Source organism: Celerinatantimonas marina, from assembly GCF_046054165.1.
Taxonomy (GTDB): domain Bacteria; phylum Pseudomonadota; class Gammaproteobacteria; order Enterobacterales; family Celerinatantimonadaceae; genus Celerinatantimonas.
In genome coordinates this window covers 80,029-94,651 of the sequence record NZ_JBFNXK010000007.1, presented here as the reverse complement: position 1 = coordinate 94,651, position 14,623 = coordinate 80,029, and the positions used below count along the sequence as shown (strand labels likewise).

The 14,623-nt window shown below is 42.3% G+C and carries 12 protein-coding genes; 8 read left to right on the top strand and 4 right to left on the bottom strand.

The genetic code is table 11. The annotated features are described in order from the left end of the window. Nucleotides 1–13: 13 nt before the first annotated feature. Nucleotides 14–754: a pyruvate formate lyase 1-activating protein gene (gene pflA / locus ABUE20_RS09545; protein ID WP_408619674.1), complete on the top strand. Its 741-nt coding sequence runs from the start codon at nt 14–16 to the stop codon at nt 752–754. A gap of 48 nt (nt 755–802) precedes the next feature. Next, nucleotides 803–1,606: a 23S rRNA (guanine(745)-N(1))-methyltransferase gene (gene rlmA / locus ABUE20_RS09540; protein ID WP_408619673.1), complete on the top strand. Its 804-nt coding sequence runs from the start codon at nt 803–805 to the stop codon at nt 1,604–1,606. Here the strand turns inward: rlmA and yfbV are convergent. Then, the gene (gene yfbV / locus ABUE20_RS09535) at nt 1,603–2,046 is read right to left on the bottom strand and encodes a terminus macrodomain insulation protein YfbV (protein WP_408619672.1); all 444 of its coding nucleotides are present in this window, start codon (nt 2,044–2,046) and stop codon (nt 1,603–1,605) included. The genes rlmA and yfbV overlap by 4 nt on opposite strands. Nucleotides 2,047–2,350: 304 nt before the next feature. On the opposite strand from yfbV, the gene ABUE20_RS09530 reads away from it, so the two are divergent. The 3 genes from ABUE20_RS09530 (at nt 2,351) to ABUE20_RS09520 (ending at nt 7,613) form a co-directional block, all read left to right on the top strand. Then, nucleotides 2,351–3,556 carry an acetate kinase gene (locus ABUE20_RS09530; RefSeq protein WP_408619671.1) on the top strand — a complete coding sequence of 402 codons (1,206 nt, stop codon included), beginning with the start codon at nt 2,351–2,353 and terminating at the stop codon, nt 3,554–3,556. Between the two features lie 102 nt (nt 3,557–3,658). Beyond that, a complete protein-coding gene (pta, locus tag ABUE20_RS09525; RefSeq protein WP_408619814.1) occupies nt 3,659–5,785 on the top strand; it encodes a phosphate acetyltransferase in 2,127 nt (708 codons plus the stop codon). 523 nt (nt 5,786–6,308) lie between these two features. Next, entirely contained in the window at nt 6,309–7,613 is a 1,305-nt protein-coding gene (locus ABUE20_RS09520) for a hypothetical protein (RefSeq protein WP_408619670.1), read from the top strand. A 663-nt stretch (nt 7,614–8,276) separates the two neighbouring features. Here ABUE20_RS09520 and licT read toward each other — a convergent pair. Then, entirely contained in the window at nt 8,277–9,116 is an 840-nt protein-coding gene (licT, locus tag ABUE20_RS09515) for a BglG family transcription antiterminator LicT (protein ID WP_408619813.1), read from the bottom strand. A 381-nt stretch (nt 9,117–9,497) separates the two neighbouring features. On the opposite strand from licT, the gene ABUE20_RS09510 reads away from it, so the two are divergent. Beyond that, on the top strand, nt 9,498–11,348 hold the full coding sequence (locus ABUE20_RS09510) for a glucose PTS transporter subunit IIA (protein WP_408619669.1): 1,851 nt from the start codon (nt 9,498–9,500) through the stop codon (nt 11,346–11,348). On the opposite strand, the gene ABUE20_RS09505 is transcribed toward ABUE20_RS09510, so the two are convergent. Beyond that, nucleotides 11,345–12,406: an AI-2E family transporter gene (locus tag ABUE20_RS09505; RefSeq protein WP_408619668.1), complete on the bottom strand. Its 1,062-nt coding sequence runs from the start codon at nt 12,404–12,406 to the stop codon at nt 11,345–11,347. The genes ABUE20_RS09510 and ABUE20_RS09505 overlap by 4 nt on opposite strands. Nucleotides 12,407–12,485: 79 nt before the next feature. Here ABUE20_RS09505 and ABUE20_RS09500 point away from each other — a divergent pair, with 79 nt between their 5' ends. Then, nucleotides 12,486–12,968 carry a 2-amino-4-hydroxy-6-hydroxymethyldihydropteridine diphosphokinase gene (locus ABUE20_RS09500; RefSeq protein ID WP_408619667.1) on the top strand — a complete coding sequence of 161 codons (483 nt, stop codon included), beginning with the start codon at nt 12,486–12,488 and terminating at the stop codon, nt 12,966–12,968. On the opposite strand, the gene ABUE20_RS09495 is transcribed toward ABUE20_RS09500, so the two are convergent. Next, the gene (locus ABUE20_RS09495; protein ID WP_408619666.1) at nt 12,915–13,628 is read right to left on the bottom strand and encodes an SDR family oxidoreductase; all 714 of its coding nucleotides are present in this window, start codon (nt 13,626–13,628) and stop codon (nt 12,915–12,917) included. The genes ABUE20_RS09500 and ABUE20_RS09495 overlap by 54 nt on opposite strands. Before the next feature lie 87 nt (nt 13,629–13,715). On the opposite strand from ABUE20_RS09495, the gene ABUE20_RS09490 reads away from it, so the two are divergent. Then, nucleotides 13,716–14,621 carry a TIGR01777 family oxidoreductase gene (locus ABUE20_RS09490; protein ID WP_408619665.1) on the top strand — a complete coding sequence of 302 codons (906 nt, stop codon included), beginning with the start codon at nt 13,716–13,718 and terminating at the stop codon, nt 14,619–14,621. Nucleotides 14,622–14,623 lie beyond the last annotated feature (2 nt).

The following is a 14,623-nucleotide window of genomic DNA, read 5'->3' as shown; positions in this document are numbered from 1 at the left end:
TAGGAGGCATTTTATGGCACTAAAAGGCCACATTCATTCAATTGAAACATGCGGAACTGTTGATGGCCCGGGGATCCGCTTTGTTACCTTTTTCCAAGGCTGTTTAATGCGATGTCTCTATTGCCATAATCGAGATACGTGGGATTTGCATGGTGGTAAAGACGTTACAGTAGAAGATTTAATGAAAGAAATGCTGCCCTATAAACATTACATGGAAGCAAGCGGCGGCGGGATGACAGCCTCTGGTGGTGAAGCCATTCTTCAGGCAGAATTTGTTCATGACTTATTCAAAGCCTGTCATGAGCACGGTATCCATACCTGCCTTGATACCAATGGATACGTTCGTAAACACACTCCTATCATTGATGCTTTGATGGATGAAACCGATCTGGTCATGCTCGATTTAAAACAGCTGAATGATGATATCCATCAACAGTTGGTTGGTGTCAGTAATCATCGAACTCTCGATTTTGCACGTTATCTACATAAAATTGGCCAAAAAACCTGGATTAGGTATGTAATCGTCCCCGGTTATACCGATGATGAAGCTTCAGCGCGTTTACTGGGTGAGTTCATCAAAGATATGAATAATATCGAAAAAATAGAGTTGCTCCCCTATCACCAGTTAGGAAAACATAAATGGACGGCGATGGGAGAAGAATACAAACTGGAAGGCGTAGAACCACCATCGAAAGAAACCATGACCAAAATTCAGAATATCCTGCGAGAATATTGTTCTAACGTTATTTTCTAATTCACCAGACTGCCTGAACTCAGGCAGTCATTCAAATGATAATTCGATATGCCATCCATATTAAGTTGCCCCATTTGCCAACAACCGCTGACATTGCATGATCAAAGCTGGAAATGTACCCATCAACATAGTTTTGACCAAGCTAAAGAAGGTTACATTAATCTATTACCGGTACAGTTTAAACATTCAAAAACACCGGGTGATGCACAAAATATGGTCGATGCCAGAAAACAATTTCTTGCTCAAGGCCACTACCACCCCTTACTGGAGCACATTCAATATTGGCTTAAAGAGCACCATTCGGCAATCGATAATCTCTTGGATATCGGATGTGGCGAGGGATACTACACCCGACATTTAAATTCGCTGGCCAAACAAGTCTGGGGATTAGATATTGCGAAAACGGCGATCAAAAAAGCAGCCAAAGCCGATCCATTTGGGAAATATATTGTTGCAAGTAGCCATCACCTACCCATTCAAAACCAATCCATTGACCTCATAAGCCGTATTTTCGCACCACTTTATGTGCCAGAAATTCTCCGCTGTTTGAAACCCAATGGCATCGTGATGAGTGTCGTACCCGGACCACGCCATCTATGGCAATTACGGGAGCTGATTTATGATGATGTCCGCCTTCATGACGATACGGCGGTTACAATTAAAGGAATGCAGTGTATTGCCAATTATCCTTTGAGTTACACGATGCCTTTGTCACCACAAGAACGCCAATGGCTCATGACCATGACACCATTTGCCTGGAAACTCGATGATGAGAGTCGACTAAAATTCACTGAATCAGAAAGATCTGTTGAGGCCGAGTTCAATTTGCAATTCTACCAATTCAGCAATTAGTCACCATAAAGAATGAAACTCTTATCAAAACAACTAAATGCTTTGCGTAAAACATCGGCTAACTCAGCATAACGAGGTTTCGCGGATAAAGGTTTTACGGCCACACCAGCATCTATCAGTTGCTGGTGCAACTCTCGATACCAACGAACCAAAGCCATCGGTAACTCCGTATTGGCGCGATGCCCTAACCAATACAAGACCTGAAATGGCAGCGATATAAATAACACAGCAAAAACAGCCGACTGAGGGAGCATAGAGGATACTTTCATTAAATATGGCAACAATATTGTCACAACTGCTAAAGCAGGCATCACCTTATTTAATAAATTCAAAGCGAGAATCACTCGAATTTCAGGAAAAATAGCCGCAAGTGCCGGCTCTTTTGGCCAGCTTTTAGAATAATGAACGCCATCTCGAATAACTGTTGAAAAACTACTCATATGACAACTTCCTGAAACGTCGTTTTTGATATAAACCAACAAATAGTTAAATTCTTAGTGAAAATCTAATTTTTTACTTAAAGTTTTATATTTATTTTGTAACAAATCCGATATTATCACTCTTCGATTCTAATCTATAGAACAGTCTTCCTTCTCTAAGTGTAGATCGAATTATCTATTCGTACTATCTCTGATACAAAACTGTTCTAATCCTATTTTCGGCACAGTTGCCAAACGAGATAGACGCAGTAGTGATATCTTTGGGTAACTGATAAATTCTGGTACCAATCAACAGGAATGATCCATGAGCGACAAGCTTGTTCTAGTGTTGAACTGTGGAAGTTCATCCCTCAAATTTGCGGTTCTTAATTCAGAAACCGGTGAAGAAAAAATCTCAGGTTTAGCTGAGTGTCTGACCCTCGACGATGCTCGCATCAAATGGAAAATTGCAGGCGAGAAAGCTGATTCTGAATTATCTGCAAAAGCGACCCACCACGAAGCAATTCAATTTATTGTTGATAAAATCCTTTCTCAAGCACCTGAACTAAATGAACATATTATCGCCGTCGGCCATCGTATTGTAAGTGGCGGTGAAAAATTCACTCAGTCTGTCATCGTCGATGACAGTGTCATCAAAGGCTTGGAAGAATGTTCAGATTTTGCTCCATTGCATAATCCACCAGCCCTTGTCGGTATTCGTGCCGCACAGGAAAGCTTCCCTAATTTGAAACACGTTTGTGTATTTGATACTGCTTTCCATCAGACCATGCCTCGCAAAGCTTACCTATATGGCTTGCCTTATAAACTTTATAGCGAACACGGTATCCGTCGTTATGGCGCACATGGTACAAGCCATCGTTATGTTGCCAACGAAGCGGCTAAAATGTTAGGCAAAGATTTAAGCGAATGTAACCTGATTACAGCACACTTAGGTAACGGTGCCTCTATCTCTGCGATTAAAAACGGGGAATGTGTTGATACCAGCATGGGCCTAACACCTCTGGAAGGCGTAGTGATGGGAACCCGTAGTGGTGATATCGACCCTGCCATCGTATTCCATTTGGTGAACCGTTTAGGTTACACCTTAGAACAAGTCGATCATCTGTTAACTAAAGAATCCGGTTTACTCGGTTTGACTGAAAATAGCAGCGACTTCCGCTGGGTTCAGGAACATTCAGAAGAAGGGGATGATCAAGGATTACGCGCTCGTGAAGTATTCTGCTACCGCATTGCTAAATATATTGCTTCATATGCTGCTGCTCTAGATGGTCGTCTGGATGCACTTATCTTTACCGGTGGTATCGGTGAAAATGCAGGTCCTGCCCGGGCCACGATCGTTGAACAACTTTCACTACTAGGCTTTGCTATTGATGACGAAGCCAACATGGCCGCCCGTTTCGGCGCCAGTGGAAAAATTTCAACTGCAGATAGTCGCCCCATGTTCGTCATTCCAACCAATGAAGAATTAGTGATTGCACAAGATGCAACCGCTTTAGTTGAAAAAGCTTAATTGAATTTAAGTCGGTAAGTAATAATTGGTATCTCAGCGCTAGAGATACCAATTTGTCATGTTTAACATAGAAAGTGAGGTAGAGCCGTGGCTCGCACAATTATGTTAGTTCCGGTAGGTGACGGTGTAGGTGTCACTTCCATCAGTCTGGGTATGGTTCGCGCGATGGAACGCAATGGCGTGAATGTCAGTTTCTTTAAACCAATTGCTCAGCATAGTTATGGTTCAGCCGGTCCAGAACGTTCTACAGTAATTATTCGTAATGCAACTAATATCAACCCACCAGAACCATTTGCTGCCGATGTTGCAGAAAATATGATCAGTGCTAATCAAGTTGATGACTTACTTGAAAATATCGTTGCTCGTTTCAACGATGGCACTCAGGACGCTGAAGTGGTTATCGTAGAAGGTTTGGTTCCTACTTTAAATAATTCCTATGCAGCGACTGTCAATAATGGAATTGCTAAAGCGCTTGATGCCGATGTTGTATTTGTTGCATCACCAGGCAATGACAGTTCACAGCAGTTAAAAGAACGGATGGATATCGCCGCAAATAACTTCGGTGGTATTAACAACAAACGCATTATTGGTTGTATTATCAATAAAGTCGGTGCGCCTATCAATGAACGCCATCCAATGCGCCCAGATTTAACCGAGATGTTTGATAAAAAAGCAATCGGAAATGCAACCAACCTAGAAGTTCTGCAGATGTTCAGTAAAAGTCCAATGCGGATTTTAGGCTGCATCCCTTGGAATGCTTCATTAATAGCACCTCGAGCCAAAGATTTAGCCGAACATTTAGGTGCAGAAATCATCAATGAAGGTGAACTTCAGACTCGTCGTCTAGGCCGGGTGACTTTCTGTGCTCGTAGTATTCCTAATATGTTGGAACACTTTAATCCAGGTAGTTTGTTGGTAACTTCCGGTGATCGGAGTGATGTCATCGTATCCGCCTGTTTGGCAGCAATGAACGGCGTGAAAGTCGGCGCATTATTACTCACTGGTGGTTATCGTCCAGAAAAAGAAGTTCTGGCTCTTTGTGAACAAGCGCTGGAAACAACCGGATTGCCAGTGATGCTAATCAACTCAAACACTTGGCAGACCGCTTTAGCCTTGCAAAGCTTCAATATGGAAATTCCTGTTGATGATGCTGAACGGATTGAACTGGTTCAAGACTACATTGCAGGCCATGTTGATAAACACTGGATTGAATCACTTGCATCAGAATCAAGCCGACCACGTCGCTTGTCTCCTCCAGCATTCCGTTATCAACTCACAGAAATGGCTCGCAAAGCTGGAAAAACAATTGTTTTACCTGAAGGCGATGAACCGCGGACCATTCGTGCGGCCGCTATCGCAGCAGAACGAGGCATCGCCCGCTCAATCCTGTTAGGAAATGCCGATGAAATCTCTCGTATTGCCGCTCAGGAAGGTGTGACCTTAGGTGATGGCGTCACCATCATGGACCCAGAAAAAGTCCGTGAACGTTATGTTGGTCCGATGTGTGAATTACGTAAGAAAAAAGGTCTGACTGAAGTTGTGGCTCGGGAACAGCTCAAAGACAACGTCGTACTGGGAACCATGATGTTGTCTCAGAACGAAGTAGATGGTCTGGTATCCGGCGCTGTTCACACCACAGCCAATACCATTCGTCCTCCACTACAGTTAATTAAAACAGCACCGGGAGCCAACCTTGTTTCATCCGTATTCTTTATGCTGATGCCTGATCAGGTTCTGATCTACGGTGACTGTGCTATTAACCCAGATCCAACCGCCGAACAGCTTGCTGATATTGCGATTCAATCGGCTGATTCAGCTATTGCTTTCGGTATTGAACCTCGCGTGGCTATGATCAGTTATTCTACCGGTAACTCAGGTCAAGGAAGTGATGTTGATAAAGTCCGTGAAGCCACTCAAATAGCACAGGAACGTCGTCCAGACCTATCTATCGATGGCCCATTGCAATATGATGCTGCGGTTATGGAAAACGTTGCTAAAAGCAAAGCGCCTAACAGCCCTGTTGCCGGTAAAGCGACTGTATTTGTATTCCCTGACCTCAACACAGGTAACACCACTTATAAAGCTGTACAGCGTAGTGCTGACCTTATCAGTATTGGTCCAATGCTGCAGGGTATGGCTAAACCTGTAAACGATTTGTCTCGTGGCGCATTAGTTGAAGATATTGTGTATACAATCGCTTTAACAGCCATTCAGGCGAGCCAGCAATAATTATAACCATCCATTATTTGATTGGTTATTGTAAAACGGGCATCCTTAGTGATGCCCGTTTTATTAAAAAAGCCTCATCCGACTTTTATTTCTGAATCCATCGATCATTTGCTGAGTTAAATGAGTCCGAAGTTCATTTCATATATTTATCTCACCGATACCAATCATTATTCCTTTACGCCAAAAGCAGAGCAGCAACACTATCAGCGATAGTTCCATATCTATTAACAGTAAAGCGATCTATCATTAATAGATTCAAGTCATCCTACTTTATAAAGTTCATGTCATCCCCACATTTTCGAGATGAATAATTCAGGTGCTTGATAGTTAAGTCACTATATGCACAAGCATTGCTGACGCTCAAAACGTTTAACCAACTCATTTCTGAGAGGTTACAATGACTCAAGTTAATAAATTTCATTATTTTGCCTGGTCAATCTACACCGCCTATAAAAAACCTCAGAGTATCGGCAATTGGGTAGCAGCCGAGTGGCCTGGGATTGCGATCAAAAATACGGCCGATTTGCAAAAAGATTTAGATGCACGTATCACGGCATTTTTAGCCGCTTTTGAGATCGCATATGAAGCATCTACTCAGATTGAAGATCATGAATTATGCTTCTTTATCGTCCCTGAGTTTTATTTTCACAGTAAGCATGGCCCTTACCCGGGAATTGAAATTAATCATAAATCTGCATTGGCTTATATAAAAGACCAATTAAAAAACCACTTAGAGGACAAACTTAAAAAGTCTCATCATAGTTGGATCATCACTTCCGGAGGAATTTTAACAACACATGTCAAAAATATTGCTAAATTTCTTAAACGTAGCGATGTAAAAGAAAGACTAAAAAAATTAAATAAAGCCTACCACAACATAAATAGTCCAACGGCGGACACACTCACCCATGTGGGCTTAACTCGATTAAAATCGCTCAACACCACCCATGTCTCAACAGAGAAAGAAGCGAATTTTAATGCCATCGTTAACAAATATCGACAAGACCCCCTGTGTACTGTGAGAAACCGTTCACTACTCTTTTATTATGAATATGATTCCCAAAAAGTCAGTTCCTATTCTTTTGAAAAACAAGGGGAATCAACCGTCGATCTCACCTTAGGGAAAGTCGAAGATAACGACATTATTCCAGATGGACAGATCACCGAATGGCTTGCCAATTATCCGCCGGTCAGTATCCTGAATGGTGACAATCAAGGTGATGGGAAAAGTAAACTTAGCTCCCCTGGAGCTCGTGTAAGTTTGAGTTATGCAGCATCCCCCATAGAACTTGGCTTGGAGATATGTCTGGACCACCGCCTTCAAAGGCTACGTCGAACCGTGAATATGCCCCATAACCCTGATCTAGATGTCCAACTTATAGCTTCAGGCGGAATGCAGCTACTCGACTACAGTATTGCAGCCGGTATGGGAGGGGTCATTTTTAATGCGGATGGTTGCGATAGCATCCTTGATCATTACGATGCAACAGGCAAACCCGTTATCCATGAAAATGGCCAGATTAAAGAAGTGATTAGCGGTGTATATTCTCTTTCAGCTCAAACATGCGTCAAAAAAGGTCGTATAAACTACTTTAGTCATAGTCAATTGGCATTCAGAACCAATGAATCAGGGCCTTCTGATTACATCAATCCCAAAACCATTTTAAATACGGGGGGCCATACTTTTTTGGGTGCTGCTCCTGAAGTTCGAAATCCATTACTGGACGCATATCATAAGGTTACGATCCACCAGATAGACCCCATCACAGATACTAAAGAATTTTTTACAGCGGGATTAGGAGAGATCCATCAATATTCCCCCCAATAACAAGGGTAATGCCCAAAGACCGGCGCTACTTTCAAAAAATTAGAGGGCGCCGGAGTCCCACAAGGATGGCCCAACCCGCCCATCTCAATAGCTATTTAATCTATAAAATATAACTTTCATCTAACTCATACGGGGTTAAAAACAGAAGTGTTTAGCAAGCACATGAAATGACTATCATCTTTAAACATGATCATGATGATTCCGTATAATCTGTATATTTTATCTACACCTCAAAATCTACCCAATATTTATTCAATTCTAAAATTATATATAAATCATAGTATTGAATATTTTGCACAATTTAATACACAATTTAATCCACAGATTTTGTGGATAACATTAAAAAAAACCATTTTTTATTCACACTCACAAATCAAAAATAAATGCAACCACTTCAGTCATGTATTTATAGCGATCTGTACTTAAAACGGTCTTCACAGGTATAAGATTTGGATTGGATCAGGGAGTATCAACCTCTCATATCCCCGATATTTCATCATAAGTTAAAGATGACTGAGACGAAGTTGCGTATCGGAAAAAAACAGGATCTCATTTTTCACAAAGCCACAACATCTGGACTCATTAGAAAAATCCTACTGCATCGTCTCTGATGCAGTAGAGCAATCAATTTAAAAGATGGGACGATCTTTATACACGTTGCGATTATTTAGCCTGATCAGCACAAATTCGTCCAATATGGATGGTCAAAAACATCAGCTCGTCTCTATTCACCTGATAATCATAACGCTGATGAATATAAGCCGCTATTTTTTGCGCACACTGATAAGGAATAGGATAATGAGCCTGAATTGCATCATCCAAAGGTTCATCCAGAATTTCAGACTGTTCTCCGGCCATCATTCGTTGTGTAAAAAATTTCAAATGCGTAATCAAACGATGATAATTAATTGAATTATCATCAAAATCTATATTCAATTGATATTTAATGATATTAATAATCTCTTGGATTACTTTCGTGATTTGATAAACACCTTTCATATCACTATTGAGCTGCGCATTGACAAAATGTAATGCAATAAACCCCGCCTCATCTTCAGGCAATCGAACATGTAAATATTTATCAATAATCTCTAATGCTTGTAACCCAACGGCAAACTCTTCGGGATAAAGCTGTTTAATTTCCCATAACAAAACGTTATGGATCAATGCGCCTTTGTGAAAGCGCTCGATGGCAAAATTACAGTGATCGGTCAGCGAAATATAAATACTATCATGCAACTTTCCTTTCAGCTTTTCGTGGGCTACTGCAATAATCCGTTCCGTGGTAGCAATAATTTCTATAGGAATATCTTGCAACAACTCAGTTAATCGCTCACTCACCTGATGATTAGAAGATGAAAATGTTTTTTCAATCAACGAAGCATCCAGTGTATCGCCTTTCTTTTTCTGAAAGCCGAGTCCTCGCCCCATTACTATCTGTTCCGCGCCATTAGCAGCAGTCACGACAACGACGTTGTTATTGAGTACTTTTGATATTTTCATCATTATGTTACATATAAAAAAACCTGTCCACACGACCATGAGGTTTTGCGTCCAGGTTTTGCCCACTAAAGGTAACAATCACATTTCTATAAAATACTACCAATTTGTCCATAATGCTCAACCTTCCCCATCTGAATTTGTGACCAAGATCGTTGATCTGGCTATCATGCGAAAATTGAATAGCGATTCACAAAAGCTAAACTTGCTTAATCATTTCATTCCCTCTACATTGGTCGGCACTAAGGTCTGTTGATTCGGCGTATCGAACAAGCACCGTATTAGCTTTGACTAAATGAGTCGCAAATGACCGTTAAAATAATCACCGAAGATCATCAGCCCCGGGGAAATATCTCTTAAAATAGCGCATGAGAACAGAAAATCATGACTCCTGATCCACGGTTTGCCGAAGAGCTCATTCAGTTAGTCGGCGGCCATAGAAATATAAAATCGATTGAACATTGTGCTACACGCTTACGTTTTAAGCTTAAAAATATCGATCAAGCTCAAACCGCCCGAATCAGGAATCACCCTCGGGTCATTATGGCACTAGAAAGCATGGGCCAATATCAAGTGGTTATCGGTCCTGATGTGGAAGATACTTATCAAGCGATTCAGCAATTATTAGGTGAGCATATATTGCTCCCGATCCTATTGGATAAATCCATTTCAGGTTGGTGCCAACATTTTATTACTCTCGTCACCCGGATTTTCCAACCTCTCGTATGGCTATTATTATCAACCGGTGTACTTCATGTCATCGTAAATATAGGGGCGCAGACAGGCCTATTAGACACCGGGACATATCAGTTACTGCATTCGATTACCTATGCAACATTTCATTTTCTGCCCATATTTATTGCTTTCTATGCGGCCAAACAATTCGATATATCGCCTTTTATGGTCATGGCGATTGCGGCAGCGCTGTTTCATCCCAATATCGATACCCCTCCATTTTTCCCGGCAATAACTCAGGTGAACACTCTCTCGTTTCTTGGTTGGCCTATTCCTTTATTCAACTACGCCTGTAGTGTCATTCCAATTATGATAATCAGTTGGGGCATATCCTGTTTACATCATTATCTCTATCCCAAAATATCATCCGGCACCCGTTATTTTATTCTGCCCCTGTTATGCCTCATCATTTTTACACCGCTGGTTTTTCTGGTCCTAAGTCCGGCAATTGTGATCATTGCCAAACTCAATGTCTTCATCACGCAACAGCTTAATCAACATTTTCCGATAGTTGCGGGGTTCTTCTGGGGGTGTATTTGGCCTTTTCTCCCCAGAAATGTTCTATCACAACTACCCGATACATCCTGGTTATCGTCTTGGGTTATTCCAACGTTAGTTGGACAAGCCGGTGCTGCTTGGGGGGTAGCCTGCAAAGAAAAAGACGTCAAACAAAAATCAATTGCAACGATTGCCGGAGTTTTAGCGCTATTCGGTATACCCGAAATAGCCCTATTTGCAGTCACACTCCCCCGCATTAAGCCCTTTCTCATCGGCTGGGCAGCGAGCATTATCGGGACGGTCTTTATCGCAATAGGTTCATCATCAACAATTCCATTATTCCATATACCACTGAGTCATAGCCTCCCCTTTTTATCTCACCTGAATATCTGGTTTATCCTCGGTCTACTCGTGAGTCTGATAGGCGCTCTACTCGGCGGATACTGGGTAACTTCCGTAACGCCAGATTCAAAACAAGAGACCAAGACCCCAGAGACAATCAGCTCACCAAACACACCGTCCCCTCTCAGTACCGAGAAGGCACATTCTCAACTCTTGCCCAGCCCTCTCAGCGGTCAACTGATTGCGCAAAGTGAGATCAATGATGGCATGTTTTCCAGTTCAATTATGGGCTCAGGTATTGGTGTCATTCCAGATGACGATACTATTTACTCTCCAGTAAACGGTATCGTGCAGACGGTATTTCATGGCCAACATGCGATTAGTTTGGAAAGTCATGATGGGATTAAAATGCTTATCCATGTTGGTCTTCGGACTATTCAGCAACAAGGTGAAGGGTTCACGGCCTATGTCCAAAAAGGAGATACAGTGACAGTCGGTCAGCCGCTACTCCACTTTGATAAAGCGTTACTTGAACGCTCCCAAATTGATTTGACAACCCCGGTATTAATCACCAATAGCGATGACTACCAGCGACTGGATCGGACACTGCGGACTCAGATTACTCAAGGGGCTCCATTACTAGTTCTGACCAACGATTAATGATCATGAGGTTGGATTTCATCGGGGTGACTGAGTAATTTGGCAAACCAATGCCCTTCTGGATGACTTTCTAATCCAATTTTAACAATCATGGTCAAAGGAACAGAAAGTAACATGCCCACACTGCCAAACAGCCATCCCCAAAAGACCAATGAAAGGATCACAACCAACGATGAAAGCCCTAATCCACGCCCCATCAATCGAGGCTCGATTACATTTCCGACCACCAAATTCACAACCACGTAAGTGCCAGCGACCCCCAAAGCGGAACTGACCCCAAGTTGCACTAAAGCCAGCAACACCGACGGAATAGCCGCCAAAAGCGAACCGACATTCGGAATAAAATTCAATAAAAAGGCTAATAACCCCCACAGCACGGCATAGTCAACTTTCATCCACAGCAATACCAGAGTAATGGGCACTGCGGTCATCAAACTTACCAGTGTTTTAACCCCCATATAGTGGTTCACAGACTGTGTGAAACGATTTATTTGAGACAATCCTATGCGTGGATTTTGTAAAATGGTATATAACTTTCGCGGCAAACTATCGGCTTCTAACAGCATGAATACCGTCGTCAATAAAATAATAAACAGATCCGTCGCCATGCTACTGAGTCCACTCAATGTATTAGCAAATACCCCAAAGACCACACCGGGATCAAAATAGCTACTAATCATCTCTCGGGATATCTGAATATCTAAATAGGCGGCGAGTTGCGTCAAAATACCTAAATTAGCTAATAGTTGAGTTCGATACTGCGGGATCGATGCCTTAAAACTACTAATAGAACTCCCCACAACACCGGCAATCAATAAAATAGCAACCACGATGAGAAGCAGGATCAGTAACACTGCCACAATTCTCGGAATACGCCATCGAGTCAGGTAGACCACAAAAGGATTGGCAATAATGGCAATAAATAATGCCAATAAAAAAGGTAACAAAATAGGAGTTGCTGCTTTTAATCCAGCCAGTAAAATCACTAATGCAGCACTACCTAACAAGAAATTTGATGCGGAGCGACTGTTCGCTTTTTTAGGGAGTTCCTGAGACATAAACAGATCCAAACTAATCAATAGATGATTAAGATACTCAAAAAATAGTAAAAAATCAGCGTTTTCAGAAGGAAACTGAATGTTCTATTTATGTAGTCTGGGCAGTAATATCAGCCCTGAGCAACATGTCCCCGCAATTATTGCGCAATTAAGTGCTTATTTTTCTCCAATCACCTTCTCATCACTGATCTATACGGCCCCATCGCAAATGATTTCCAGTCACGATTTTGTCAATGGGCTATTTTATTTTAAAGCGGAACGCTCCATTGAGATGATCAAACGTCTATTTAATCAACTGGAAATGTATCACGGAAGAAATAAACGGGATCCTCAAAGTAGCCAGAAAGATCGGGTATTGGATCTAGATATTTTGATGAGCCATTCGGCATTATCGCAACTAAGCCACTACGCTCCTATTCCTGAGTATCTAAAACCCCTACATGATGAGCTCTTCAAACAGCATCCTTTGGATGTCCATCAATCCAAATTCATCTGTCAGATAGGTTCGCTACAATTGGGAAACCGAGCGACCACCATCCACAGCGATCCGAGCCCCGGTTAAATAGCTATTTTCCAAGATCATCCGAATCGTTTGCCAGATAGGTTCAAAGCCCCCTTCTCTTGCCAAAGGTGTTCGCTGCAAAACATGTTGTCGATGAGCCTCATCATGTTCATCTAAAAATAAAATCGGCCCAGGTTCAATGCAGTTCACTCGTACTTTGGGTGCCAATAATCGCACATAAGACTGCATTAAATTATCAAGCCCGGCTTTAGACGCACAATAAGCATGAAATTCAGCATTAGGATGATGAACATAAATATCCGTCATTGCGATCACACAGCTGTCTTCGCCTTGAAACAACGCCTTTTTAAGGGTTTCCATCAATAATAATGGAGCCTGCATATGCACAGCGGCAAAACGAGCCATATCCAATGCCTGCTGCGTCGGAGAATCTGCGGCCGGATAAAAAGCAGATGCATTATGGATCAACACATCTAAACGAGGCACCGCTTCGAGCCCTTTAGCAAAGGCCTGTAAAGAATCCCATTGACAAAAGTCAGCTTGCCATAGCTCAACGCCCATCGACCTTAACTCATCGATGGAATCCCGTTGCTGATGATAATGCCCGAGCACATGATAACCTTGTTCCAGTAATTTCTGCGCCAGATAAAACCCTAACCGATGACCAATTCCCGTAATGAGTGCTGTTTTTTGCATCATCGTGCTCACATAAATTTAAACATACCATTTCGTAACCATAACAATGTTTGCTATGGTTAGGCTAACTGATTCCATGAAATTGTCGTCATGCATATTCTTATTACCGGTGGCACAGGTTTTATTGGTCGGCATTTAATTCCCCATTTACTGGCGCATCACCATCAGATCACCGTCTTAACCCGTCATGAACTCCGGGCCTATCAACAGCTTGGCCATGAAATACATGTCATCACTGATCTTAACTTTCTAGCTCATCTTAATGCATTTGATGCCATCATTAATCTCGCAGGAGAGCCGATCGCCAATGGGCGTTGGAGTCAGCGCAAAAAACAGCGAATTTGTCACAGCCGTTGGAATATCACTGAACAGTTAGCCACCAAAATAGCACTGAGTCAGTCTCCCCCTTCAGTTTTTATCAGTGGCAGTGCTGTTGGGATCTACGGCGATCAAGGGGATACCATTCTTACCGAACAATTTAAAGATTTTCGGAATGATTTTGCTCATCATGTTTGCCAGCAATGGGAGCAACTCGCCTTAGCGGCCACTGATAACTGCCGGGTTTGTATTCTACGAACTGGACTCGTGCTGGGTCATACCGGAGGCCTATTTAGATCAATACTGCCACTCTTTAAAGCCGGTCTGGGAGGACCTCTCGGGAATGGCTCCCACTATCAACCCTGGATCCATATGCATGATATGGTACATGCCATCGAATATTTACTAAATACCCGTCAATGTCAGGGAGTCTACAACCTCACCGCCCCCAACCCTGTTTCAAATCGCCGCTTCAGCCAGATTTTGGCCACACATCTGCACCGTCCCTGCTGGCTAAAAGTACCCACTCCACTATTAACACTTACATTAGGTGAGCTCAGTCAGCTGCTGCTTAGCAGTCAACGAGCTGTTCCTGAAAAACTTTGCGCAGCTGGCTTTCATTTTATGTTCGAACAGCTTGATGATGCTATCCACGAGCTACTGAGTCATCACCGCTAATC

What these genes read in the sequence shown, in the direction of transcription:
- ABUE20_RS09500 (WP_408619667.1), top strand. Translation starts at nt 12,486, where the DNA reads ATGTTCTATTTATGTAGTCTGGGCAGTAATATCAGCCCTGAGCAACAT.
- yfbV (WP_408619672.1), bottom strand. Translation starts at nt 2,046, where the DNA reads ATGAGTAGTTTTTCAACAGTTATTCGAGATGGCGTTCATTATTCTAAA.
- ABUE20_RS09490 (WP_408619665.1), top strand. Translation starts at nt 13,716, where the DNA reads ATGCATATTCTTATTACCGGTGGCACAGGTTTTATTGGTCGGCATTTA.
- ABUE20_RS09510 (WP_408619669.1), top strand. Translation starts at nt 9,498, where the DNA reads ATGACTCCTGATCCACGGTTTGCCGAAGAGCTCATTCAGTTAGTCGGC.
- ABUE20_RS09495 (WP_408619666.1), bottom strand. Translation starts at nt 13,628, where the DNA reads ATGATGCAAAAAACAGCACTCATTACGGGAATTGGTCATCGGTTAGGG.
- ABUE20_RS09505 (WP_408619668.1), bottom strand. Translation starts at nt 12,406, where the DNA reads ATGTCTCAGGAACTCCCTAAAAAAGCGAACAGTCGCTCCGCATCAAAT.
- rlmA (WP_408619673.1), top strand. Translation starts at nt 803, where the DNA reads ATGCCATCCATATTAAGTTGCCCCATTTGCCAACAACCGCTGACATTG.
- pflA (WP_408619674.1), top strand. Translation starts at nt 14, where the DNA reads ATGGCACTAAAAGGCCACATTCATTCAATTGAAACATGCGGAACTGTT.
- ABUE20_RS09530 (WP_408619671.1), top strand. Translation starts at nt 2,351, where the DNA reads ATGAGCGACAAGCTTGTTCTAGTGTTGAACTGTGGAAGTTCATCCCTC.
- licT (WP_408619813.1), bottom strand. Translation starts at nt 9,116, where the DNA reads ATGAAAATATCAAAAGTACTCAATAACAACGTCGTTGTCGTGACTGCT.
- pta (WP_408619814.1), top strand. Translation starts at nt 3,659, where the DNA reads ATGTTAGTTCCGGTAGGTGACGGTGTAGGTGTCACTTCCATCAGTCTG.